Origin of the sequence: Nonomuraea typhae (assembly GCF_009760925.1) — a bacterium.
Classification (GTDB): Bacteria; Actinomycetota; Actinomycetes; order Streptosporangiales; family Streptosporangiaceae; genus Nonomuraea; species Nonomuraea typhae.
Genome location: NZ_VRLV01000010.1, coordinates 232,993 through 255,795, shown reverse-complemented (window position 1 = coordinate 255,795; position 22,803 = coordinate 232,993). Strand labels below are relative to the sequence as shown.

Here is a 22,803-nt window from a genome sequence, read left to right as displayed (position 1 = left end):
GCTTCCAGCAGGATGGAGGTACCGCTCCGATCGCTGGAGGCCCCGTGGAGATCACCGTCGACATCAGGCCGGGCAAGCTGCGCGGCCGCATGGAGGACGGCGTCGCCGTCTTCCTCGGCGTGCCGTACGCCGCACCGCCCTTCGGCGAGCGGCGCTTCCGCGCGCCCGAGCCGCCCGAACCCTGGGAGGGCGTGCGCGACGCGCTCGCCTACGGCCCCACCGCGACCAGCCGCGGCTACCGGCCGCCGCTCGACGAGATCCTGCCCGAGGCCGTGATCCCCGGCGAGGACTGCCTCAACCTCAACGTCTGGACGCCCGGCCTCGACGGCCGCCGCCCGGTCATGGTGTGGGTGCACGGCGGCTCCAACCGCAACGGCTCCAACGCCGTGCCCCTGTATGCCGGCGACGCCTTCGCCCGCGACGGCGTGGTCATGGTCTCGATCAACTACCGGCTGGGCGTCGAGGGCTGGGCCGCCTTCCCCGACGCGCCGGACAACCGCGGCCTGCTCGACCAGATCGCCGCGCTGACCTGGGTACGGGAGAACATCGAGGCGTTCGGCGGCGACCCGGGCAACGTCACGGTCTTCGGCGAGTCCGCGGGCGCCATCGACATCGCCGACCTGCTGGCCGTGCCCGCCGCCCGGCGGCTGATCCGGCGGGCGATCATCCAGAGCGGCGGCCCCGCCGCCGCCCCGCGCAAGAAGGTCGCCGACACCACCCGGCGCATCGCCCGCCGCCTCGGCCTGCCCGCCACCGCCGCGGCCTTCGCCGCCGCCGACCGCGAGCGGCTGCTCGACGCCCAGGCCGCCGTCTTGAGCCGCAGCGGCCTGGCCGGAGGCCCCGAACTGGGCCCGGTCGTCGACGGCGACCTGGTCACCGGGCCCCCGGAGGACCACGTGGACCCCGACATCGCGGTCCTCATCGGGCACACCACCGAGGAGTACCGGCTGTGGTTCGTGCCCACCGGCGGCGTCGAGCGCACGAGCCCGCTGGTGGCCCGCCTGGCAACGCTCAAGATGGGCGTCAAGGGCCGGGTCTACCGTGGCTACCGCACCCTGTTCCCCGACGCCAAGCCGGGCGAGGTCGTCGGCCTCATGCTCACCGACCGCCTCGTGCGCCTGGGCAACCATCGCCTCGCCGAGCGCCGCCCGATCGGGAACACCTGGCTGTACGAGTTCGCCTGGCGCTCGCCCCAGCGCGACCTGGGCGCGGCGCACGCCATGGAGATCCCGTTCGTCTTCGACGCGCTGACCTGCCCCGACGCCCACATGCTGACCGGAACCGAGGCCCCGCAGGAACTCGCCGACACCATGCACGCCGCCTGGGTGCGCTTCGCGTCCACCGGCGACCCCGGCTGGCCCGCCTGGAACCCCTCCACCCGGCCGACCATGGTCTTCGACACGCCCTCCATCGTGGTCGAGAACCACCGGGCCGACATCCACGCCCTGTGGCGGTGACGGTGAACGTCTCCGCACCCCGCGCCGAACACCTGGACGAACCCCTCGGCCTGGGCGAAAGCCGGCCCCGGCTCTCCTGGACGATCGAGACGGACCGGCCGGGCTGGCGGCAGGACGCCTGCGAGATCGAGGCCCGCGGCGAGCGCGTCGTCCGGGAGTCCGGCGAATCCGTCCTGATCCCGTGGCCCTTCGAGCCGCTGGCCTCGCGTGAGCGGGTCCCGGTCCGGGTGCGCGTGCGCTCAGCGGGCGAGTGGTCCGGCTGGAGCCCCGTCACCGTTCTTGAAGCCGGCCTGCTCGACCCCGCCGACTGGACCGCGCGCTTCATCGCCCCGCCGGACGAGGAGCACCTCCTGCGCGGCGACTTCGAGGTACGGCGGGCCGTCGCCTCGGCCAGGCTCTACATCACCGCGCTGGGCGTCTACGCGGCCGAGCTCAACGGCGCCCCGATCGGCGACCACGTCATGGCGCCCGGCTGGACCAGCTACGGCCACCGCCTGCGCTACCAGACCTTCGACGTCACCGCGCTGCTGCGCCCCGGCCCCAACACGCTGGGCGCGACGCTGGCCGACGGCTGGTACCGCGGCCGCCTCGGCTTCCAGGGCGGCACGATCGCGACCTACGGCGAGCACCTCGGCCTCCTGGCCCAGCTGGAGATCACCTACGACGACGGCTCCGGCGACCGCTTCTGCACGAGCCCTTCCTGGCGTTGCGCCGACGGCCCGCTCGTGGCCGCGAGCATCTACGACGGAGAGACCCACGACGCGCGCCTGGAAGCCGGGCAGACCTGGGTCCCGGTCAAGCCGCTGGAGCACGACCTCGCCACCCTGACCGCCCCGAACGGCCCGCCGGTCCGGCGTACCCGGGAGCTCGCCCCCGTCGCGGTCCTGACCTCGCCCTCCGGCCAGACCGTCCTCGACTTCGGCCAGAACCTCGTCGGCCGTCTGCGCATCACCGCCCGGGGCCGCGCGGGCGAGCGCGTGATCCTGCGCCACGCCGAGGTCCTGGAGAACGGCGAGCTGTGCACCCGCCCCCTGCGTTCGGCCGCCGCCACCGACGTCTACATCCTGCGCGGCGGCGAGGAGGAGGTCTGGGAGCCCCGCTTCACCTTCCACGGTTTCCGCTACGCCACCGTCGAAGGCCCCGCCGACCCGCATCTGATCCGCGCGGTGGTCTGCCACACCGACATGCGGCGCACCGGCCACTTCGAATGCTCCGACCCGCTGGTCAGCCGCCTGCACGCCAACGTCGTCTGGAGCATGCGCGGCAACTTCCTCGACCTGCCCACCGACTGCCCCCAGCGTGACGAACGCCTCGGCTGGACCGGCGACCTTCAGGTCTTCGCCCCGACCGCGGCCTTCCTGCACGACTGCGCCGGCATGCTGACCTCCTGGCTGGCCGACCTCTCCGCCGAGCAGGCACCCTCCGGCGCGGTCCCGGTGGCGGTGCCCAACGTCCTGGGGGAGCGCGCGGTCTTCGCCGCCGCCGGCTGGGGCGACGCCGTCGTCCTGGTCCCGTGGACGCTCTATCAGCGGTACGGCGACGCCGCCCTGCTGGAACGGCAGTTCCCCGCCATGTGCCGCTATGTCGATCACGTCGCCCTGCTGGCCGGGCCCATGCTGCTGTGGGAGAGCGGGCACCAGTTCGGCGACTGGCTCGACCCGGCCGCCCCGCCCGACAAACCGGGCGAGGGCCGGACCCCGAAGCCCGTCGTGGCCACCGCCTACCTCGCCCACGCCGCGGCCGTGCTGGCCGAGGCCGCCGCGGCGCTCGGCCGCGACCGGGAGCACGAGCACTACACCCGCCTGGCCGGCGCCGTCCGCGCCGCCTTCGCCGCCGCCTACGTCGCGCCCGACGGCACCGTGCTCGGCGACTCGGCCACCGGATACGCGCTCGCCCTGCGTTTCGGCCTCCTGCCCGGCCCCGGCCAGCGCGCCCACGCCGGACGCCGCCTGGCCGAGGTGGCCGAGGAGGCCGGTCACCACATCGCCACCGGCTTCCTCGGCACCCCGCTGATCTGCGACGCCCTCACCGAGGCCGGCCGCCTGGACACCGCCTACCGGCTCCTGCTGCAGCGCCAATGCCCCTCGTGGCTCTACCCCGTGACCATGGGCGCGACCACGATCTGGGAGCGCTGGGACAGCATGCTGCCCGACGGCACCGTCAACCTCGGCGAGATGACCTCCTTCAACCACTACGCCTTCGGCGCCGTGGCCGACTGGCTCCATCGCACCGTGGCCGGGCTGGCGCCCCTGGCGCCCGGCTACCGCCGCCTGGCCGTCGCACCCCGGCCGGGCGGCGGGCTCACCCACGCGCGGGCCGCGCTCCGCACGCCGTACGGCCCGGCGGAGGTGGCCTGGCGGGTGGACGGCGAGGTGCTGGACGTGCGGGCGACGGTGCCGCCGAACACCGGTGCGCTGGTCAGTCTGCCGGGGGCGGAGCCGTTCGAGACGGGTTCCGGCGAGCACCACTGGACCGTGCCGATCTGATCATTGACGGTGCGTGCTCCACCACCTAATCTTCTCACTACCAATCAGTTGGTAGGTTTCTGGAGCGCGTATGAACGACCGTCCTGGCTTCATGGAAAAGCTCGCCTTCTTCGGCGGGGTGGCGGGCGGGGCGCTCATGGGCGGCGCCTCGGGCTTCCTGCTGCTGTACCTCACCGACGTGGTCGGGATCGGCGCCGCGGCCGTGGGCACGCTCATGCTGGTCGCCCGCATCGTGGACGGCGCCAGCGACCCGATCATGGGCTACGTCGTGGACCACCTGCCGGTCACCCGCTGGGGCCGCTTCCGGCTCTACGTGCTCATCGGCGGCATCCTGTGCGCCTTCTGCCTGGTGGCGCTCTTCGCGGCGCCGGCCTGGTTCCCCGACGCGCTGCTCGCCGCCTGGATCACCTACCTGCTGTGGGGCCTGCTGCTGGACCTGTTCCAGATCCCGGTCACCTCGCTGCTGCCGGTCGTCGCCGGCGACCCCCGCACGCGTGGCCAGCTCGCCGCGATCGTCGGCCTGACGGGGCTGCTGGCCGCCGCGCTGAGCACGGGCGCCACGCTGCCGATCGTCGCCGCGCTCGGCGGCGGCACGGCGGGCTGGCTCAAGTACGTCAGCGTCATGGCCCTGGCCGGATGCGTGCTGGTGACGATCATGGCGGTCCGGGTGCGCGAGCGCGTGCAGCCGCTGTCGCCCGAGCGGTACAGGCTCAAGGACGTGCGCCGCATCTTCTTCGGCCACAAGGCGGTGCCGATCCTGCTCACCTCGAAGGTGGCGGTGCAGGCGGCCAGTGGCTCGCTGACCGCGGCGCTGCCGTACTTCGCCCTGTACTACCTCCGCGACCAGGCGTTCCTGTCCGCGGCGGCGCTGGCGATGGCGGTGCCGATGGTGATCGGGGCGGTGGCGGTGCCGGGGCTGGCCCGGCGCAGCGGGGTCAAGCCGTGGTACCTGACGAGCCTGGGGGTGGCGATCGCGGGCCTGGCGCTGATCGCGGTGGTGCCGGCTGCGACGCTGCCGGTGCTGGTCTGCCTGGCGTTCACCGGGTTCGGCCTCGGCGGGGCGGTCGCGCTCGGGCTCGTGCTGCTGGCCGAGCTGGCCGACTACACCGAGTGGAAGCACGGCTTCCGCACCGAGGCGTCCCTGGCCGCGATGACCTCGTTCGCCACGAAGGCGGGCGGGGGAGTGGGCGGCGGGCTGCTGGCCTACACGCTGGCGGCCACCGGCTACCGCAGCGGCGGCGTCGGCCAGAACCCCGAGGCGATCCAGGGCGTCCTGTACGCGCAGAGCCTGATCCCGGCGGCGATCGGGGCCGTGGGGGCGCTGGTGTTCGCCGCCTACCCGATCACCAAGGCCGTGGCCGAGCAAGCCGCCGCCGAGCTGGCCGAGCGGAAAAACCACCTACTGGTTGGTTAGTTTGTTAGGATGCCGGCATGCCATCCAGAAGACCGTACGCCGTCGGCATCGCCCGCCGGACGCAGATCCTCCAGGCCGCCCGTGACCTCTTCAGCGTGCGCGGCTACCGCGGCGCCTCGATGCGGGACGTGGCGGCGGAGGTCGGGCTGACGCTGGCCGGAGTCCTCCACTACTTCCCCTCCAAGGAGGACCTCCTCGCCGAGGTCCTCCAGCAGCGCACCGACGTGGACGTGCCCTGGTTCGAGGCCAAGTGGGAAGAGGTCGGCAGCTTCCGGCTGGCCGTACGCGAACTCATGGTGCGCAACATGGCCGAACCCGGCGTCATGCGGTTGTTCACCACGCTCTCCGCCGAAGCCACCGACCCCGGGCACCCCGCCCACGACTTCTTCGTCAAGCGCTACCGCACGAGCAGGCAACTGTTCTCCGCGACCCTCGCCAAGGCGAGGGCCACCGGCGAGATCACCCGACCCGTCGGCGGCCCCGTGCTCATCGCCGTGCTCGACGGCCTGCAGATCCAATGGCTCATCGAGAACGACTTCGACCTGCTCGGCGCGCTCGACGCCTACCTCGACTCGATCACCAGCTGATCGGCTCCCCCGTTGACCTCGGCGGCCAGCGTCTCCAGCCGCTCGGGGTCCAGATAGGCGCCGGGGAAGCGGGCCAGGCGCCGCAACGGCACCGAGGCCGCCATCCGCAGCGCGGAATCGTTCAGGAACCGCGAGTGCGGCTGCCCGGTCTCCGCCGGCGGTCGCATCTCCCGGCGCAGCACCTCCAGCCCGCCCGGCACCGCGATCCAGTCGGCCAGCGGCGAATCCGGCGTGACCACGACCCTCGGCAGCGTGCCCGGCAGCTCGAGCGTGCCGCTCAGCCGCAGGTCGCGCGAGGACGCGCCCACGTGGACCGTGGCGGCGCCCGGCTCGATCGTCCAGAGCCGCCGTACCGGATGGAAGTAGGCGAAATCCCCGAACGCCAGCGTGAACCTGAGCGTGGTGCTCTCGCCCGGCGCCAGCGCGACCTTCTGGAAGGCCCGCAGCTCCCGCTCCGGGCGGCGCACGTTCGCGCTCGGCGCCGCCACGTAGACCTGCACGACCTCCCGGCCCGCGCGCTCGCCGACGTTGGTGACCCGGGCGCTCACCTTGACCACCATCTCCTCGCCTTCGCCGCGAACCCGCACATCCAGCTCGTCGTAGGCGAACTCCGTGTAGGACAGGCCATGCCCGAACGGATAACTCACCTCCCCGCCGATCGCGTCGTGGTAGCGGTAGCCGACGAAGACGCCCTCGGCGTAGCGGACCGTGCCGAGCTCGCCGGGGAAGTTCAGGTACGACGCGGTGTCCTCCAGCCGGAGCGGGATCGTCTCGGCCAGGCGGCCCGACGGATTGGCCACGCCGTACAGGATGTCGGCGATCGCCCCGCCGCCCGCCTGCCCGAGCAGCCAGCCCTCCAGGACGGCGGCGGTCAGGTGATCCCAGCCCGCCACCCGCACCACGCCGCCGTTGGACAGCACCACGACCACCCGCGTCCCGGTCGCCGCCACCGCCTCCAGCAGGGCGAGCTGGCCGGCCGGAAGATCCAGATGGGTCCGGTCGTAGCCCTCCGACTCCTCCTCGCCGGGCAGCCCCACGCACACCACGGTGACCTCGGCGTTCCCGGCCAGGCGGACGGCCTCTTCCTCCAGCGCGGGGTTCCGCTCCTGGTCGTCGAGCCGGTAACCGGGCGCGAACGCGAGCTCCCGCCCCGCCAGGGCCGACATCTCGGACACCACGTCGTCCAACCGGGTCGGCACGATCTGGGAGCTGCCCGCGCCCTGGTAGCGGGGGCTGCGCGCCAGCTCGCCCACGACCGCGACGCTCGCCTCGGGCCGCAGCGGCAGCACGCCCTCGTTCTTCAGCAACACCGCGCACTGCCCCGCCACCTCCCGCGCCAGCCGATGGTGGGCCTCGGCGTCGAAGCTCTCCCCGGGGTACGGCACGGCCTTCCCGACCAGGTCCAGGACCCTCTGGGCGGAGACGTCCAGCAGGGCCGGATCGAGCGCGCCGGTCTCGGCCGCGGCCACCAGCGAGGCGTCCGTGCCGCCGCCGGACGTGGGCATCTCCAGGTCGAGCCCCGCCCGCAGCGCCGCCACCCGGTCGTCGACCGCGCCCCAATCGGAGACCACCACCCCGCGGAAATCCCATTCCTCCCGCAACACCTCGGTGAGCAGCCAGCGGTGCTCCGAGGTGTACACGCCGTTGAGCCGGTTGTAGGCGCTCATCACCATCCACGGCCTGGCCACCGTGACCACGTGCTGGAACGCGGACAGGTAGATCTCGCGCAGCGTGCGCTCGTCCACCTCGGCGCTGACGCGCAGGCGGTCGGTCTCCTGGTTGTTGGCGGCGAAGTGCTTGACCGCGGCGCCCACGCCCTGGGCCTGGATGCCGAGGACGAGCGCGGCGCCGAGCACGCCGGACAGGCGCGGGTCCTCCGAGAAATACTCGAAGTTGCGTCCGCACAGAGGGGAGCGCTTGATGTTGACGCCGGGGCCGAGCAGCACCTGCACGTCCATGGCGCGGGCCTCCCGCCCGAGCGCCTCGCCGACCGTGCGCACCAGGGTCGCGTCCCACGAGGAGCCGAGGGCCACGGCGGGCGGGAAACAGGTGGCCGGCAGGCTGTGCCCGACGCCGAGGTGGTCGCCGCCATCGGGCTGGCGGCGCACGCCGTGCGGGCCGTCGCTGAGCGTGATCGACGGTATCCCGGCCCGCTCGATCGCCTGGGTCCGCCACAGGGATTCGCCCGAGGTGAGCGAGGCACGCTCGGCGAGGGTGAGACGGGCTAGGACGTGGTCTGCCATGGGGGTCCTTTCTGAGGGGGTGTCGGGAGGCTAACAAAAACTACCTATCAATTGGTAGGCAACCGTTGACGGTAGGGTACGGCGGTCCTACGGTGAGGCTACCAATCAGTCGGTAGGTTTTGGAGGAGCACATGCGCGGACGTGTGACGTCGGCAGCCTTACTCATCGCCGCCACCCTTCTGGCCGCGGCCCTTCCGGCCGGCGCGGCCTCCGGTGCGGCGTCAGGCGCTGAGACGTCGGCCTCTTCGCCATCCGAGGCGCCGGCATCCGAGGCATCCGAGGCGTCTGGGGCTTCCGAGGCGTCTGGGGCTTCTGGGGCTTCTGAGGCCGAGGCTGAGGCGGACCTGTTGACGTGGCCTCTGGCCGAGCCCGTGTGGATGTGCCGGCCCGGGATGTCGGGCAACGCCTGCGGCCAGGACGCCAACGGGAACCCGGTCGGCCCCGTCATCACCGGCCGCTACAAGGACGGCCACACCGTCGGCCTCGACGCCACCGTGATCCAGCCCGACGGCAGCACCTCGAACGAGCCCCTCACCCCGCCCGCCTCCCCCAAGGTGGACTGCTTCTACGCCTACCCGACCGTCAACCTGCTGGCCAACCCGCTGCTGCTGATCGGCGCCAACCCGCCGGTCGCCCGCGAGAGCGAAATCGCCGTCACCCTCACCCAGGTCAGCCGCCTGGCCCCGCACTGCCGGCTGTTCGTCCCGCTGTACCGGCAGGTCGCGCTCACCGGCTACCTCCTGGGCCAGATCATCCCGCCCCACTTCGAAACCGCCTACCAGGACCTGAAGCAGGCGTTCGGGCAGTACTGGGAGAACGACAACATCGACCCCGTCACCGGCAAGCGGCGCGGCGTGGTCATACTCGGGCACTCCCAGGGCGCCTTCCACCTCGCCCGCCTGCTACAGGAGGAGTTCGACGGCAAGGCGGAGGCCACCCGCAGCCTGGTCGCCGGCTACATCGTCGGCGCCGAGGTCCGGGTACCCCTGGACGCCCCGGCGGGCGGCGGCGCCGACCCCGTCTCGACGTTCCAGCACCTGCCCGCCTGCGAGCGCCCCACCGCGGCGACCCCGATCCCGGTCGGCTGCGTCGTCGCCTACAACTCCGCCGACCTCGCCCCCGCACACGCCGAAACGGCCGCCTTCGGCCGCGCCCCGGACCCGCAACACCGCGTGCTCTGTGTGAACCCGGCCGCCGTCCTGACCGGCGGCCCGCGGGACGCCACCACGCCCTTCCGCCCCTACATGCCCACGAAGAAGCTGCTCAGAGGCAACCTGCTGGCCCCCGCCGGCTCACTCGACCTGCTCCTGAACTTCACCCCGACCAGCCACCCGACCGGATTCGCCGCCTACGCCGACATGGCCTCCGGCCGCTGCGCCCAGACGCAGACCAGCAAGGGCCGGATGGACTGGCTCCAGGTGGACGACCTCGGCAGCATCCGCCCCTCCAACTCCGCGCTCGGCCTCCACGTGCTCGACTACAACGTGGACGGGGGCCTGGCCGACCTCGTGGGCGCCCAGGCCGCCGCATGGAGCGCCAGGTAGCTCACCCACGCTCGAGGAGGGCCCGCAGCGCCCCGGCCACGAGGCCCGGGTCCTCCTCGGCCACGAAATGCCCGGTGGTGATCGTCTGATGCTCGAGGTCGGCGGCCCACGCCCCCCACAGCGCGACCCCGTCGTACGGCACCACAGAACTCCAGTCCTGCTGCAGTACGGTCACCGGCATCCGCAACCGCCTCCCCGCCGCGCGATCGGCCAGATCGTGCTCCCGATCCACCCCCGCACTGGCCCGGTAGTCCGCCACGATCGAGGTCACCGCCTCCCGCGACGCACTGAGATAGGCCGCGCGCACGTCGGCCGGGATCGCCGCCGGATCCCGCGTCCAGGCGTCGAGGAAGTACCCGAAGAACGCCTCCGGCGCCGCCCCGATCAGCCGCTCAGGCAGTCCCGGCGGCTGGGCCATCAGGTAGAGGTGGAAGCCGATCACCCCGGCGACGCCGTTCATCACCTCCCACATGTCGGCGGTGGGCAGCATGTCGATCGGCGCCAGATGGGTGACCGCCTCCGGATGATCCAGCCCCGCCCGGAAGGCCACGAGCCCGCCCCGGTCATGCCCGGCCAGCGCGAACCGGTCGTGTCCCAGCGCCCGGGCGAGATTGACCACGTCCTGGGCCATGCGGCGCTTGGAGTACGTCTGGCCGTCCAGGTCGGCGGGCTTGTCGCTGGCGCCGTACCCGCGCAGGTCGGGCACGATCACCTGGTGATCGGCCGCCAGGTCCGCGGCCACGTGGCGCCAGATGAGGTGGGTCTGCGGGAATCCGTGCAACAGCACGATCGGCGCACCGGCGCCGCCTGTCGCGACGTTGAGCGCGATGTCGCCGTCCACGGGGATGCGGTGGTAGTCGAAGCCGTCGATTTTCGTCATGGGGTCACTGTGCGGCGGGTGTGTTGAAAAACAATGGAACCGGCCGTCAACACTTTCGTGCCGCCTTCACCGCCTGGCTCCCGTCCGCTTTGCCCGCCTTCACCGCCCGAGCGCGGCCAGCGCGCTCTCCAGAGCGGCCTTACCGCGCACGATCTCGTGGGCGCCCTTCTCCCAGAGCCCCAGGGCCAGCAGGCCACGGGCGTAGGCGAGGTGCGGGTCGGCAGGGCCGAACGGGTCGCCCTCGGGCGGATCAAGCGCCCCGACCAGGGCCAGGGCACGCGCCACGACCAGCGTGCTGCCGACCGTCAGATCGGGGTCGGGCGAGCCCTGGTACCGCTGATCCATCGCAGCCAGGCAGGACGCCTCGGCCAGCAGGAGCTCACGCGCCTCCGGATCGTCCGCGGCCCGCACGGCCGCGTCGGCGATCCCCGCCAGCCACCTGTCCTGCACAGGCCCGAGAGCGGCCCTGCGCTCCTCCTCGCCGGTGCGCTGGAGCGCGAAGGCCCGCAGAAGATCGTGAAAGCGATACCGCCCGGGCCCGGGCGTCTCCAGAAGGCTGAGGTCAACCAACTCCTCACACACCCGCTCGGCCCGGACCTGCGTGACCTCTCGCCCGTCACCAAGCACCGCGGCTGCCAACTCCACCGTCAGCTCCGCACTATCGGGTACGGCCAGCCGCCGGAACGCCCTGGCCAGGGGCGCCGGCAGCTGCTCATAGCTCAGCGCGAACGACGCCTCCACCCCCAGATCGCCCACCTGAAGCTCCGCCAACCGGCGGCGCTCATCGGAAAGCCGGTCCAGAAGATCCACGACGCTCCACCGGGGCCGCGCGGCCAACCGGGCGGCCGCGACCCGTACGGCCAGCGGCAGGTGCCCGCACTCTCGCACCACCCGTGCCACCAGAGCGTCGCCCGGAACCCGGGCGATCCTCGTGAACAGCTCCACCGCCTCGCCTTCGGGCAGCACATCGAGGTCCACGTGCACGGCTCCGGCCACGTCGGTGAGCCGGGTCCGGCTGGTGACCAGCACCGCGCAGCCTCCACCGGAGGGCAGCAGCGGCCGCACTTGGGCCGCGGCAGCCGCGTTGTCCAGCAGGAACAACACCCGCCGATCCACGGTAAGCGTCCTGAGCAGGGCAGCCCGCTCGTCGAGGCCCACCGGGATCCGCCCAGCACCAAGGGCGCCCAGGAACCGCTCAAGCACCGGCCCCGGCCCAACCGGTTCGCCACCGGCACCTCGCAGGTCCACGTGGAGCTGCCCGTCCGGGTACGCCCCTGTGACCAGGTGCGCCACGCGCACGGCCAGCGTGGTCTTGCCAACCCCGCCGAGCCCGGACACCGCCACGATCACGGGCCCGTCGGACCGGGGTGCCTTCTGGAGGAGTGCCCGGAGGTGGTTCACAGTTGTGGTCCGGCCGGTGAAGTCGGGGATGTCGCCCGGTAGCTGGGCTGGGCGCGGCTCCGCCGTACCGCTGGGGAGGGCGCCGGTGATGACCTGCTGGTACAGGTCGCTCAGTTCGGCTGACGGCTCGACGCCCAGTTCCTCGTCCAGGATGCGGCGGGTGTCGGTGAACACCTGGATCGCGTCGGACTGGCGGCCGGAGCGGTACAGGGCGCGCATCAGGAGGCCGCGCAGGCGTTCGCGCAGGGGATGGATGGCGACGAGGGCGGTCAGTTCGGCGGTGACCTCCAGGCCGGATGACACGTCCGTGGTCAGGCGGCGTTCCAGGACGTCCAGGCGCTGCTCCTCCAGGGCGGCGCGCTGGGCGGCGGCGTAGGCGCCGGGCAGGCCGCTCAGTGCCTCGCCCCTCCACAGGGCCAGGGCTTCTGCGGGGCGGCCGGTGGAGTGCAGGTGGGCGAAGTCGGCTATGTCGGTCGCTACGGGGGCCAGGCGGTATCCGGAGCCCACTGACAAGATCGTGTCCGGGCCCAGGGCGGCGCGCAGGCGGGAGGCGTAGGTGCGCAGGACGTTACGGGCGGTAGCCGGTGGGTTGTCTTCCCACAGCACGTCGATGAGCTGGTCGCGGCCGAGCGTGCGGCCGGCGGCCAACGTCAGCGCGGCCAGCAGCAGGCGCTGCTTGGGGGAGCCCAGGTCGAGCTCGGTCTGGCCACGGTGGGCGCGGACCGGGCCGAGCAGGGAGATGCGCAGCGTGTCGTGCATGCTTTGAGCCTAAGCGGTCACGTTCTGTAGCAAAGTGTCGATCATGCACATCCAGGTCACGGAGGACGGGCCGTACGAGGTCACCGGGTCGGTGCCCTTGGCCAAGCAGAGCATCGGGGCCGACGGCCAGGGTCAGTCGGTGCGCTGGGAGCAGGGGGCGGAGTATCCGGCCAAGGAGACGTACCGGTTGTGCCGCTGCGGGCGGTCGGGGAGCAAGCCGTACTGCGACGGCAGTCATGAGCGCGTGGGGTTCGACGGGACCGAGGTGGCCTCGCGCGAGCCGTACCTGATGCAGGCGGGGGAGCAGGACGGGCCCGAGGTCACGCTCACGGATGCGCCGGCCTTGTGTGCGTTCGCGAGGTTCTGTGATGCGGACGGGCAGGTCTGGTCGCTCGTGGAGATGGACGGGCAGGGGAGCGCGGTGCGGCAGGAGGCGGGCAACTGTCCTTCTGGACGGCTGGTGGCCTGGGACCTGGCCGCGCGCACCCCGCTGGAACCGGACCTGCCGCCGTCGATCGGGCTGGTCGAGGATCCGGTCCAGGGGGTGTCGGGGCCGATATGGGTGCGTGGTGGCATCGCCGTCACGGCTGCCGACGGGACTGACTACGAGGTGCGCAACCGGGTCACGCTGTGCCGGTGCGGGGCTTCGCGCAACAAGCCGTTCTGCGACGGCAGCCACGCGGCGATCGGGTTCAGGGACGAGTGACGAGTTCTTTGCGGGTGAGGCTGAGGTCGTCCACGCAGCGGCCGAGGCCCAGGGCGACCGCCTCGACCGGGCGGTCCGCGCGCTGGACGGGGATGCCGAGCTCCAGGCGGATCCGGCGGGCCAGGCCGCGCATGAGCGCGCCGCCGCCCGTCAGCACCGCGCCCCGGTCGGCCACGTCGGTGGCGAGCTCGGGCGGGCAGCGTTCGAGGATCTGCGCGGCCGCCCGCACGATCATCATGACCGGTTGCCGGACGGCCTCGTAGATCTCGGCGGCGGTGATCGTGACCGCGCCGATCCGGCCGCTGTCGTCACCGCCGTAGAGGGTGGCGGATTGGTTGGCGGGTCTCCAGGCCGAGCCGATGCGGCGCTTGGCCTGTTCGATGGCCTGCTCGCCCAGGTGCACGTTGAGCTCGCGGTTGACCCGGGCGGCGATGGCCCGGTTGACGTCGCCGCAGCCCGCCTGGACGGTGGCCGCGCACACCACGGCGCCGCACGACACCACGGCGATCCTGGTGGTGTCGCAGCCGATGTCGATGATCATGTTCCCGGTGGCCTCCCGCACCGGCAGACCCACCCCGAGGGCGGCGGCCAGGCCGTGATGCACCAGGTACACCTGCCGCGCCTCGGCCTCGAACGCCATGTCACGCAGCAGGCTCCCGGCCCGGCCCGTGGTGTCGGCGGGCAGCGCGATCACCATGCGCGGCCGGGAGAACGGGTGGCCGTGCACCTTGCGGAGGAAGTGCCGGATCAGGCGGGTGGTCAGGTCCTGGTCGGCGGGCACGCCGCGGCGCACGGGCCGGATCGCGATCGGGTCGGGTGACTTCGGGGTTTCCGCGCCGAACCCGACCACCCGGCCGGTGGCGCCGCTGCGCAGGACCAGCGAGGGCTCGTTGATGACGATGCCGCGTTTTCTGACGTAGATCTGCGTACTGGCCGCCCCCAGGTCCAGCGCCAGATCCTTGCCCAGGACACACATGGGGTTCATATCGGGTCAATCAGTCGTTGCCTCATATGGGTCGTCATGTCCTAGGAACTTTCACCACAACCTCAAGAGACCCTTTGGATCCCGTTGGCCCCGGATCGGGCGGGGATTCGGGCGGGTGGGCAGATGAGTAGAGGTACTTAGCGGGAAATGCGCTTAATGCCCCATGTGTCAGGCAGCCCGCCGGCCGGACCCTGGTCCCATGAACGGCCTCTACGCACTCAAGCCCTGGTACGCCGCCCGGCTGGGTGGCGTACGCGCCCTCCTCGTCGCCCATGACGTCCGTCCCTGGGTCGTCACCGCCGCGGGTGTCGCCTTCGCCGCAGCGGCCGGAGCCGTCCTCGCCACCCTCACCCCGGGCCCGGTCGCGGCCCTGGCCGTCGCGCTTCTCCTGGCCGCCCGGCTGGCCTGCGCCAACCTCGACGGCGGCGTCGCCCGTGAGAGCGGCCGCGCCACCCGCTTCGGCTCGGTGGTGAACGAACTCGGCGACCGCGTGGCCGAACTGGCCGTCCTCGCCGGTTGCCTCGCGCTGGCGCCGCCCGCGCTGGTGGCGACCGCCGCGCTGGCCGCCACGCTGCCGTCCTGGGTCGCCCTGGCGGGTGCCGCCGCGGGGGCGCGGCGTCCGCAGGGTGGTCCGATGGGCAAGACCGAGCGCTGCGTCCTGCTGGTGGTCTTCGCGTTCACGGGCTGGGCCGGCTGGCTCGTCCTTCTCGCCGCCGCCTCCGCCCTCACCGCCCTGGTACGGCTGGCGCGCGTCCACAACGAGCTCGAGGCGCCCCGATGATCCTGGACACCGCCCCCTACCTGGCCGGGGCCCTGGGCGTGAGCGGTCTGGCGGTGTGGGCCTCGCAGCGGCGCGAGCTGATCCAGCGCTGGCTGACCTGGGCGGTCGCCGCCCCGGTGGTGACGCTCGCGCTCCTGGCGGGCTCGTACGGCGCGGCCGCCCTGGCCGCCCTCATCGGCCTGGTGTGCGCCGGGGAGTACGCCCGTCTGGTACGGCTCCGCCCGCCCGAGACCGTGATCCTGGCCGGAGCCGCGGCCGCCCTGCCCTTCATGCCGTTCCTGCCCGCGGTCCAGGCGGTCCCGGTGGCGCTGCTGGCCGTGGCGCTGGCGCCGGTGATCGGCGGCGACGCCGAGGATGGGGGCAGGCGGGCCGCCTACGGCGTGTTCGGCGTGCTCTGGCTGGCCCCCCTGACGGGGCTGGTCACGATGCCGCCGGCCACGGCGTTCGCCCTCTGCCTGGCCGTCGCGCTCGCGGACGTCTGCGCCTGGTGCGGCGGCAGGCTGATCGGCGGCCCGGCGCTGTCCCGGCTGTCCCCGGCGAAGACGTGGGGCGGCGTGGCCGGCGGTGCGGCCGGTGGCCTGGCCGTACTCATGCTGCTGGGCGCGCTCACCCCGGTCACCGCGCTGGCCGTCGTGGCCGGCGCCCCGCTCGGCGACCTGCTGGAGTCGATGCTCAAGCGCGGCGCGGGGGTCAAGGACGCGGGCGGCTGGCTGCCGGGGTTCGGCGGCCTGCTGGACCGCGTGGACTCCCTGCTCGTCGCGCTGGCCGTCGTGGTGGTGTTCGCGTGAGCGCGGGGGCACGGCTGCGCAGGCGGCTCTGGCGGACGGCGTTCGCGTGCAGCGGCGGGCTGGCGGTGCGGGGACGGCTGCCGGACGGGGCGTGCGTGGTGGTGGCCAACCACTGCTCGCACGCCGACACCGCCGCCCTGCTGGCCGCGCTGCCCGCCCGGTTGCGGCCGTCCGTGGCGGCCGCCGCCGACTACTGGTTCGCCAACCGGGCGCGGGCGCTCGTCTGCCGGACGCTGGTCTCCGGCTTCCCGGTACGGCGGGGCGGCGGCGGTTCCGCGGACCTGGCGGCAGCCGTACACCTGCTGGAGCAGGGCCGCGTCCTGGTCGTCTACCCGGAGGGCACGCGGTCGCGCGACGGCCGGGTGGGCGCCTTTCACCGTGGGGCGGCGCGGCTGGCCGAGGCGGCCGGGGTGCCGATCGTGCCGGTGCTGCTGGAGGGGACCGATCGGGTGTTGCCCGTGCACGGCCGGCTGCGCAGGGCCCTGGTGACCGTGAGCTTCTTGCCGCCTGTCAACGATCTGGAGGCGGCGCACCGACAACTCTCAAAAGGGGAAATATCGTGAAATGGGCACTCATGCGGCTCCTCATGCGCACCCTTGGCCGGACGAGCCGGGGCATCCGCATCGGATACCGCCACGGCTTCGACAGCGGCACGATGCTCGACTACGTCTACGTCAACAAGGCCCACGGCTGGCCCCTTGACCGGATCTACCTCAACTCCGTCGGCTGGCGGGCCATCCGCGCCCGCCGCGACCTGCTCCGCGAGATCATCCGGGACGAGGTGTCCGCCCGCGCCGGGCGGGCGCTGATCCTGGACGTGGCCGCGGGGCCAGGGCGGTACCTGCAGGACGTGGCCAAGGAGCAGCCGGAGGTCGAGGTGGTCTGCCGTGACCTGGCCGAGGACGGCCTGCGCCTGGGCCGGCGGCTGGCGGCCCAGCGGGGGCTGGCCAACGTCCGCTACGAGCGCGGCGACGCCTTCGACCCCGAGCCGCTGGGCAGCCCGGCCGACATCATCGTGGTCTCCGGCCTGTACGAGCTGATCCTGGACGACGAGACGATCAAGAAGTCGCTGGCCAGGCTGCGCGACCTGCTCGCCCCCGACGGCGTGCTGATCTTCACCACGCAGACCCGTCACCCGCAGCTGGAGTTCATCGCCAACGTGCTGCCCAACCGGGACGGGCGGTTGTGGGTGATGAAGTGCCGGGCGGCCGAACAGCTGCACACCTGGGCGAAGACGGCCGGATACGGCGACGTGGTCAGCAGGCGGGAGAAGATCGGCTTGTTCACGGTCACCACCGCGACGCCGTAGTCCGCATGTATGACCATGGACCCATGCAGACACGACTGATCGGTCAGATGAGTGTCAGTGCGATCGGCCTCGGCGCGATGCCGATGTCGGTGGCGGGTCACATGCCGGACGAGGCCCAGTCGATCAGGACGATCCACGCCGCCCTGGACGCGGGGATCACCCTGATCGACACCGCCGACGCCTACACCCCGACGGAGGCGCAGGTCGGGCACAACGAGCGCATCGTGGCCAAGGCGCTGGCCAGCTGGGGCGGCGACGCCGGCGCGGTGCTCGTGGCCACCAAGGGCGGGCACACCAGGCCCGGCGGGCGGTGGGAGGTCGACGGCCGCCCCGACTACCTCAAACGGGCCTGCGAGCGGTCGCTGAAGGCGCTGGGTGTCGAGGCCATCGGGCTGTACCAGCATCACCGGCCGGATCCGGCGGTGCCGTACGAGGAGTCGATCGGCGCGCTGCGCGACCTGCTCGACGAGGGGAAGATCCGGATGGCGGGCGTCTCCAACGCCGATCCGGCGCAGATCAGGCTGGCCGGCGAGGTGCTCGGCGGGCGGCTGGCGAGCGTGCAGAACCAGTACTCGCCGCGCTTTCGCAGCAGCGAGCCGGAGGTGGACGTCTGCGCGGAGATGGGGGTGGCGTTCCTGCCGTGGGAGCCGCTCGGCGGGATGAGCAACGTCGGCGCGCTGGGGGAGCGGCACGCCGCCTTCGGCGAGGTGGCGCGCGAGCGCGGCGTCTCCCCGCAGCGCGTGTGCCTGGCGTGGGAACTGGCCAGGAGCCCGGTGATGATCCCGATCCCGGGTTCGAGCCGTCCGGAAACCATCCTCGACTCGCTGGCGGCGGCCGAGCTCGACCTCACCGCCGAGGAGCTTGCCCGCCTTGGCTGATCGCGCCCGGTTTCGCGTAGGGACAGCCGTCGTGCGAAGCTGGGACTGTCCCCAACACCAGGAGGTCCTCATGGCGGAATCACCGGAGCCGGAAGTCAGCGAAACTCCCGAGGACGAGATGAAGCGCAAGTTCCGGGAGGCCCTGGAGCGTAAGCGCAACCAGCATGCCGACTCGGGTGCGGGTGGCAGGGGCACGGATCAGTCAAAGATCCACGGCGCGCACGGCCCTGCCGCCAGCAAGCGTTCATTCCGGCGCAAGAGCGGCGGCTGACGCGGCATTTCAGGGGGGTACGGCACGGCCGTACCCCCCTTTTTCTTGACCTTCTTAGGTAGATCTTCGCGATTTTCATGGGGATTGTTTTGCTTTTGCCGGGAAGGGCGCTTACAGTCCTTGGAAGTTACTAGCCGGTGACCTGGCCCTTCACAAGGAAGAGGCGGCCGGCTGGCGCCGAATCCCGCTCCGGCGGGAACCGGGGAACCAACGTTCCTTTGGGGTGAATCCGACCACTGGTCGGTAGGGCATCTCCACGCCCGAACCCGTCAGCTAACCCGGTAGGCGTGATGGAGAGGACCGATCTTTTCATGCACCACCGCGACCAACCCCCAGTCCGCGTAGTGTCACCCGCCGCTTACTGATCAGCGGCCCCCTTCCCCAGGCTTTCCCTGGCGCTCCCGCGTAGCGTCCGTTCGGCATTCTGCCCGGCTACGCGTGTTTGACGAGCGCCCAATTCCCCGTCCCCGCACGAAGGATTTCTCTGCTTTATGTCTGCCCGCTTTGGCATGCGCTCTTTCACCCTGCTCGCCTCCGCCGCCGTCATCGGCGCGGTCACCCTCGGCACCGGCGGGACCGCACACGCGGACAACGACTTCACCGAAAAGTTCCTGGAGAAGCAGCCCCTCCTCAAGGGCTCCACCACCGCCTCCTACTACTGGGACGACGCCTCCGGCCGTAACGGCGACACGGGTCTTCCCGCCAGCGGCAAGCCCATGCAGAAGGGCCTGGCCGCCAGCCCGAGCTGGCCCCTGTTCACCGAGGGCTACGTCGTCTACAAGGGCAAGAAGGAGCCGTTCTTCGTCGGCGACCGCGGCCCCGGCACGCCGTCGAACCGCGGCGTCATGCTCGACCTCGACGCCAAGACCTTCGCCGCGCTGACCGGCGGCAAGTTCAACGCCAGCTCGCTGACCGTCAACGGCATCGGCGGCGAGGGCCACATCAAGGTGGACTACGTCATCACCAAGTGGGGCCCGGGCGTGGGCAAGAAGAACCACCCGGTCGCCTTCGCCACCGGCGCCTGGGGCCGCAAGGACCGCAACCCGGCCAAGGCCCCGGTCGTGACCGCCGAGGAGAAGATCGAGAAGGCCGAGAAGAAGGCCGAGCCGAAGCAGGCGCCCGCCCTGGTCGCCGAGAAGGCGCCGGAGAAGACCGCCGAGCAGGCGCCCGCCAAGCCCCAGCCGGGCAAGGCTCCCGAGGCAGAGCTGGCCGCGGCCGTCACCACCCGCGAGCCGCAGTCGAACGGCGCCGGCGCCATCGCCGTCGTCGGCGGCCTGGCACTGCTCGGCGGCGGCCTGTTCCTCGGCCGCGTCCGCCTGCGCCGCGCCACCAAGCGCTGAGCCGGCCCGTCAAGCGCCGCAGCCTGAGCTTCCGACCCTGAAGCCAGGCCGGCGCCTGACAAATCCGCTCTTTACGGCGCGAGATTAGAATGTGATTCTATTTCTCGTGACCACGCGCGCGACCGTCAACGGCATCGAGATCGCCTACGACAGCTTCGGCTCACCCGATGGGCGGCCCCTCCTGCTCATCATGGGCCTCGGCGCCCAGCTCATCCACTGGGACGAGGAGTTCTGCGAGCTCCTCGCCGAGCAGGGCCACCACGTCGTCAGGTTCGACAACCGGGACGCCGGGCAGTCCACGCACCTGCACGAGGCGGGCGTACCCGAATTCGGGTCGCCCGCTTCGCCGTACCTGCTGGCGGACCTCGCGGCGGACACGGCCGGGCTGCTCGACGCGCTCGGCTGGCCCGCCGCGCACGTCGCCGGCGCGTCCATGGGCGGGATGGTCGCCCAGCAGCTCGCGCTCGACCACCCCGAGCGGGTGCGCACGCTCACCTCGATCATGTCCACGCCGGGACCGCACGTCGCGCCCCCGACCCCGGAGGCGAGCGCGACGCTGTTCGGCGAGCCGCCCGCCGACCGGGACGCCGCCATCGCGGCGGCCCTGCGCACCTGGGCGGTGATCGGCTCGCCCGGCTTCCCCATGGACACCGAGCGGATCTCGCGCGTCGCCGGGCTGGCCTACGACCGCGCCTTCGACCCCGGCGGCACCGCGCGGCAACTGGCCGCCATCCTCACCTCGGGCGACCGCACGGAACGGCTGGCGGGGCTGGCCGTACCCACGCTCGTCCTGCACGGCGAGGACGACGCGCTCATCCCCGTGGCCGCGGGACGGGCCACCGCGGCGGCCGTCCCCGGGGCGCGGCTGGTCACCTTCCCCGGCATGGGACACGACCTGCCCAGGCCGCTGTGGCCGCGGATCGTCGACGAGATCACCAAGCACACGGCAGGGTGACCCCGCATCGCGCGGCCGTCCCCCCACGGCGGCCGCGCGAGGCGTGCTCAGACCTCCAGCTTCTCCTCCACGCCGCGGAGCTGGTGGCGGGCGAGAGCCAGGTTGGCCCGGTTCCGGTCGAGCGCGAGGTAGAGGAAGAGCCCCTTGCCGCCGCGCCCGCTGATCGGGCGGATGATGTGGTACTGAGAGCCGAGCGTGATGAGGATGTCCTCGATGGCGTCCTTGAGGCCGAGCGAGTCCATGGTGCGCATCTTGGCCTTGACCACCTCGGTGTTGCCCGCGGCGGCGACCTGCAGGTCGAGGTCCTTGGAGCTGCCGAGCGCGCCGAGGGCCATGCCGCTGCCGTAGTCGACCACCGCCGCGCCGATGGCGCCGTCGACGGTCATCATCTCCTTGAGGGAGACGTCGATGCCGGCCATGCCGTACCTCCTGTGTTCTCAGGGATTTCGCGTTGCGATGGCGGCCAGCGCGGCCGCCGTCTTGCGCCCCTCCAGCCGGAGCAGGCCGAGGTTGGTCCCCGGCTCGGCCACGACGGTGAGGACGATGGTGGGGCCCGCGGGATAAAGGGCGGCGAATCCGGCGCTGGCCGACACCAGCGTCTCCTCCATCGCGCCCTTGCCCGCGATGTCGGCCATGCGCCGGCTCAGCGAGAGCAGCGCGGCCGAGAGCGCGGCGGTCTGGTCGGCCCGGTCCCCGGCCAGGTCGCAGGCGATGCGCAGTCCGTCCACGGTGCAGGCGACGCTGCCGCTCACCTCGGGTGCGCGTTCTCGCAGTGTGACCATCTCGTGGAGCATCTGCTCGCACATCTCCATGGACGGCCTCCTTCCTGTCTTCTTGAGCGCGGTTTTCATGAACGCCGCGAGCCTCACGCCAGGTCCTCCAGCGCCTTCTTCACCGCGGCCAGGATGGTCGGATCACTCATCGGTACGGCCGGCGGCACGGCCCGATCCAGCCCGCGTCCCCGGCGGCGTGGTGTCAGCGGCGCCACCAGCAGCCCGGCCGCGGCCATGCGGCGTACCGCCAGCAGCACCGTGTAGGCCGGCTGGCCCAGGCGGTCGGCCAGGTCGGCGGGGGTGGCCACCCGGTCGGCGCTGACGAGGATCTCCCACTCCAGGCGGCTCAGCGTGACCCGGTGGCCGGGCAGCCGGGCGGCCGGGGTCACGGGGGCTTCGTCCAGGTCGGCCGACGGCCAGATCTGCGCCAACTGAGCTCTCCTTCGCGCGCATTCGCGGACCAGCCAGGCCGGTTCGAACTCCAGCCGGGCATCCAGCGGCGGGCGTTCACCGGGGCGGAACTTGGGCCGGTCCACCGGTAGCTCGGCCGGCAGCACGAAGTAGGCGGCGTCGAGCACCGCGCCGACCACGCAGAACTGCAGCTCGGCCCGGGTGTAGCCCGCGGGCCGCGCCCTGGCCGTGAGCAGGCGCTCGACCGAGGGGGCCCGCGGGCTCTCCAGGTGGGTGACCCGGCCGTCGCGCAGGTAGACCTTGCCGGTGTGACTCACGCTGACGGAGCCGGTGGCCCGTTCTCTGGCCAGGCCGGCGAGCAGGGTGTAGACGGCGGTCACGGCTTCACGCCCGCAACTGGCCGGTGATCGCCTGCATGTGGTGGCGGGCCAGCGCCAGGTTGGCCCGCCGCAGGTCGAGCCGGACGTAGATGACCAGCGGTCCGTCGAAGGGCATCTCGACCGGGTGGAGCAGGTGGTAGCCGTCGTCGGTGACGACGATCATGTCGTCGATCCGGACCGTTCCACGCTCGGAGCAGCCGGCCAGCGCGTCCATCGCGACGCGGAGCGTCTCGCCCAGGGCGGGTGCGGACTTCTCCACCTCACCCCGGCCGCCGGAGGCCATCACGGTCCCGCTGAGATGATCCAGCACCAGGGCGTCGAGGGCGCCGGGGATGTCCATCACGCTGAGGAGGCAGTCGTCGAGTGCGAGCACTGAGGCAGCCTAGAACCCCGGGGCCCGCCGCCTTCCCGGGGTGAGGGAGAGCTTTCCGCCTGCAGAGGAAGAATCACGTACC

22 protein-coding genes and 1 riboswitch are annotated in these 22,803 nt (G+C 72.3%); of the genes, 14 read left to right on the top strand and 8 right to left on the bottom strand.

From position 1 onward, the window contains the following. Positions 1–44: 44 nt before the first annotated feature. The 4 genes from FVE25_RS34270 to FVE25_RS34255 all read left to right on the top strand — a co-directional run bounded on the left by FVE25_RS34270 (position 45) and on the right by FVE25_RS34255 (position 5,944). A complete protein-coding gene (locus tag FVE25_RS34270; protein WP_246267833.1) occupies positions 45–1,457 on the top strand; it encodes a carboxylesterase/lipase family protein in 1,413 nt (470 codons plus the stop codon). Continuing rightward, a complete protein-coding gene (locus FVE25_RS34265; RefSeq protein WP_219825748.1) occupies positions 1,448–3,943 on the top strand; it encodes an alpha-L-rhamnosidase in 2,496 nt (831 codons plus the stop codon). Before FVE25_RS34270 ends, FVE25_RS34265 begins: the two co-directional genes overlap by 10 nt. Before the next feature lie 70 nt (positions 3,944–4,013). Next, positions 4,014–5,357, top strand: a complete 1,344-nt coding sequence (locus FVE25_RS34260; protein ID WP_157251292.1) for an MFS transporter — start codon at positions 4,014–4,016, stop codon at positions 5,355–5,357. A 17-nt stretch (positions 5,358–5,374) separates the two neighbouring features. Further along, a complete protein-coding gene (locus FVE25_RS34255; protein WP_157251291.1) occupies positions 5,375–5,944 on the top strand; it encodes a TetR/AcrR family transcriptional regulator in 570 nt (189 codons plus the stop codon). Here the strand turns inward: FVE25_RS34255 and FVE25_RS34250 are convergent. Then, positions 5,920–8,187 (bottom strand): beta-glucosidase, encoded by a 2,268-nt coding sequence (locus FVE25_RS34250; protein ID WP_157251290.1) that lies wholly within the window; start codon positions 8,185–8,187, stop codon positions 5,920–5,922. The two genes, FVE25_RS34255 and FVE25_RS34250, sit on opposite strands and share 25 nt — an antisense overlap. Before the next feature lie 347 nt (positions 8,188–8,534). Between FVE25_RS34250 and FVE25_RS34245 the strand changes: the two genes are divergently transcribed. Further along, positions 8,535–9,731, top strand: a complete 1,197-nt coding sequence (locus tag FVE25_RS34245; protein ID WP_157251289.1) for a DUF3089 domain-containing protein — start codon at positions 8,535–8,537, stop codon at positions 9,729–9,731. A 1-nt stretch (position 9,732) separates the two neighbouring features. Here the strand turns inward: FVE25_RS34245 and FVE25_RS34240 are convergent, their stop codons facing one another. Both FVE25_RS34240 and FVE25_RS34235 read right to left on the bottom strand, forming a co-directional pair. Continuing rightward, entirely contained in the window at positions 9,733–10,611 is an 879-nt protein-coding gene (locus FVE25_RS34240; protein WP_157251288.1) for an alpha/beta fold hydrolase, read from the bottom strand. Between the two features lie 99 nt (positions 10,612–10,710). Beyond that, positions 10,711–12,771, bottom strand: a complete 2,061-nt coding sequence (locus FVE25_RS34235) for an AfsR/SARP family transcriptional regulator (RefSeq protein WP_157251286.1) — start codon at positions 12,769–12,771, stop codon at positions 10,711–10,713. Positions 12,772–12,814: 43 nt separating this feature from the next. Here FVE25_RS34235 and FVE25_RS56885 point away from each other — a divergent pair, with 43 nt between their 5' ends. After that, the gene (locus FVE25_RS56885; protein WP_157251284.1) at positions 12,815–13,477 is read left to right on the top strand and encodes a CDGSH iron-sulfur domain-containing protein; all 663 of its coding nucleotides are present in this window, start codon (positions 12,815–12,817) and stop codon (positions 13,475–13,477) included. Here FVE25_RS56885 and FVE25_RS34225 read toward each other — a convergent pair. Continuing rightward, on the bottom strand, positions 13,464–14,462 hold the full coding sequence (locus FVE25_RS34225) for a rod shape-determining protein (RefSeq protein ID WP_157251282.1): 999 nt from the start codon (positions 14,460–14,462) through the stop codon (positions 13,464–13,466). The genes FVE25_RS56885 and FVE25_RS34225 overlap by 14 nt on opposite strands. 199 nt (positions 14,463–14,661) lie before the next feature. On the opposite strand from FVE25_RS34225, the gene FVE25_RS34220 reads away from it, so the two are divergent. From FVE25_RS34220 to FVE25_RS34190, 8 genes are all read left to right on the top strand, one after another. Beyond that, on the top strand, positions 14,662–15,243 hold the full coding sequence (locus tag FVE25_RS34220) for a CDP-alcohol phosphatidyltransferase family protein (RefSeq protein WP_157251280.1): 582 nt from the start codon (positions 14,662–14,664) through the stop codon (positions 15,241–15,243). Further along, a complete protein-coding gene (locus tag FVE25_RS34215) occupies positions 15,240–16,031 on the top strand; it encodes a phosphatidate cytidylyltransferase (protein ID WP_157251279.1) in 792 nt (263 codons plus the stop codon). The genes FVE25_RS34220 and FVE25_RS34215 overlap by 4 nt, the downstream gene beginning before the upstream one ends. Then, a complete protein-coding gene (locus FVE25_RS54015; protein WP_219825747.1) occupies positions 16,028–16,594 on the top strand; it encodes a lysophospholipid acyltransferase family protein in 567 nt (188 codons plus the stop codon). The genes FVE25_RS34215 and FVE25_RS54015 overlap by 4 nt, the downstream gene beginning before the upstream one ends. Further along, positions 16,591–17,340, top strand: coding sequence for a class I SAM-dependent methyltransferase family protein (locus FVE25_RS34210; protein WP_181019795.1), 750 nt, complete (start codon positions 16,591–16,593; stop codon positions 17,338–17,340). The genes FVE25_RS54015 and FVE25_RS34210 overlap by 4 nt, the downstream gene beginning before the upstream one ends. 23 nt (positions 17,341–17,363) lie before the next feature. Continuing rightward, positions 17,364–18,218, top strand: a complete 855-nt coding sequence (locus FVE25_RS34205) for an aldo/keto reductase (RefSeq protein ID WP_157251277.1) — start codon at positions 17,364–17,366, stop codon at positions 18,216–18,218. Positions 18,219–18,288: 70 nt separating this feature from the next. Next, complete coding sequence (locus FVE25_RS34200; protein ID WP_157251276.1) at positions 18,289–18,489, top strand: DUF5302 domain-containing protein; 201 nt, start codon at positions 18,289–18,291, stop codon at positions 18,487–18,489. Between the two features lie 165 nt (positions 18,490–18,654). Beyond that, positions 18,655–18,792, top strand: a riboswitch (cyclic di-AMP (ydaO/yuaA leader). A 188-nt stretch (positions 18,793–18,980) separates the two neighbouring features. After that, a complete protein-coding gene (locus FVE25_RS55550; RefSeq protein WP_246267831.1) occupies positions 18,981–19,829 on the top strand; it encodes an RlpA-like double-psi beta-barrel domain-containing protein in 849 nt (282 codons plus the stop codon). Positions 19,830–19,935: 106 nt separating this feature from the next. Further along, a complete protein-coding gene (locus FVE25_RS34190; protein WP_219825746.1) occupies positions 19,936–20,784 on the top strand; it encodes an alpha/beta fold hydrolase in 849 nt (282 codons plus the stop codon). A 47-nt stretch (positions 20,785–20,831) separates the two neighbouring features. Here FVE25_RS34190 and FVE25_RS34185 read toward each other — a convergent pair whose 3' ends face one another. Genes FVE25_RS34185 through FVE25_RS34170 form a run of 4 tightly spaced genes read right to left on the bottom strand, consistent with a single transcriptional unit; the run spans position 20,832 to position 22,721 of the window. Further along, positions 20,832–21,203, bottom strand: a complete 372-nt coding sequence (locus FVE25_RS34185; RefSeq protein ID WP_157251274.1) for a hypothetical protein — start codon at positions 21,201–21,203, stop codon at positions 20,832–20,834. An 18-nt stretch (positions 21,204–21,221) separates the two neighbouring features. Then, on the bottom strand, positions 21,222–21,653 hold the full coding sequence (locus FVE25_RS34180; RefSeq protein ID WP_246267829.1) for a roadblock/LC7 domain-containing protein: 432 nt from the start codon (positions 21,651–21,653) through the stop codon (positions 21,222–21,224). After that, entirely contained in the window at positions 21,650–22,348 is a 699-nt protein-coding gene (locus tag FVE25_RS34175) for a MarR family transcriptional regulator (RefSeq protein ID WP_157251273.1), read from the bottom strand. Before FVE25_RS34175 ends, FVE25_RS34180 begins: the two co-directional genes overlap by 4 nt. Before the next feature lie 4 nt (positions 22,349–22,352). Next, on the bottom strand, positions 22,353–22,721 hold the full coding sequence (locus tag FVE25_RS34170) for a roadblock/LC7 domain-containing protein (RefSeq protein ID WP_157251271.1): 369 nt from the start codon (positions 22,719–22,721) through the stop codon (positions 22,353–22,355). Positions 22,722–22,803 lie beyond the last annotated feature (82 nt).

Excerpts from the sequence above, each read along its gene's own strand:
- FVE25_RS34260 (WP_157251292.1), top strand. The coding sequence starts at position 4,014 with ATGAACGACCGTCCTGGCTTCATGGAAAAGCTCGCCTTCTTCGGCGGG.
- FVE25_RS34255 (WP_157251291.1), top strand. The coding sequence starts at position 5,375 with ATGCCATCCAGAAGACCGTACGCCGTCGGCATCGCCCGCCGGACGCAG.
- FVE25_RS34250 (WP_157251290.1), bottom strand. The coding sequence starts at position 8,187 with ATGGCAGACCACGTCCTAGCCCGTCTCACCCTCGCCGAGCGTGCCTCG.
- FVE25_RS34240 (WP_157251288.1), bottom strand. The coding sequence starts at position 10,611 with ATGACGAAAATCGACGGCTTCGACTACCACCGCATCCCCGTGGACGGC.
- FVE25_RS34235 (WP_157251286.1), bottom strand. The coding sequence starts at position 12,771 with ATGCACGACACGCTGCGCATCTCCCTGCTCGGCCCGGTCCGCGCCCAC.
- FVE25_RS56885 (WP_157251284.1), top strand. The coding sequence starts at position 12,815 with ATGCACATCCAGGTCACGGAGGACGGGCCGTACGAGGTCACCGGGTCG.
- FVE25_RS34225 (WP_157251282.1), bottom strand. The coding sequence starts at position 14,462 with ATGAACCCCATGTGTGTCCTGGGCAAGGATCTGGCGCTGGACCTGGGG.
- FVE25_RS34220 (WP_157251280.1), top strand. The coding sequence starts at position 14,662 with ATGAACGGCCTCTACGCACTCAAGCCCTGGTACGCCGCCCGGCTGGGT.
- FVE25_RS34215 (WP_157251279.1), top strand. The coding sequence starts at position 15,240 with ATGATCCTGGACACCGCCCCCTACCTGGCCGGGGCCCTGGGCGTGAGC.
- FVE25_RS34205 (WP_157251277.1), top strand. The coding sequence starts at position 17,364 with ATGCAGACACGACTGATCGGTCAGATGAGTGTCAGTGCGATCGGCCTC.
- FVE25_RS34200 (WP_157251276.1), top strand. The coding sequence starts at position 18,289 with ATGGCGGAATCACCGGAGCCGGAAGTCAGCGAAACTCCCGAGGACGAG.
- FVE25_RS55550 (WP_246267831.1), top strand. The coding sequence starts at position 18,981 with ATGTCTGCCCGCTTTGGCATGCGCTCTTTCACCCTGCTCGCCTCCGCC.
- FVE25_RS34185 (WP_157251274.1), bottom strand. The coding sequence starts at position 21,203 with ATGGCCGGCATCGACGTCTCCCTCAAGGAGATGATGACCGTCGACGGC.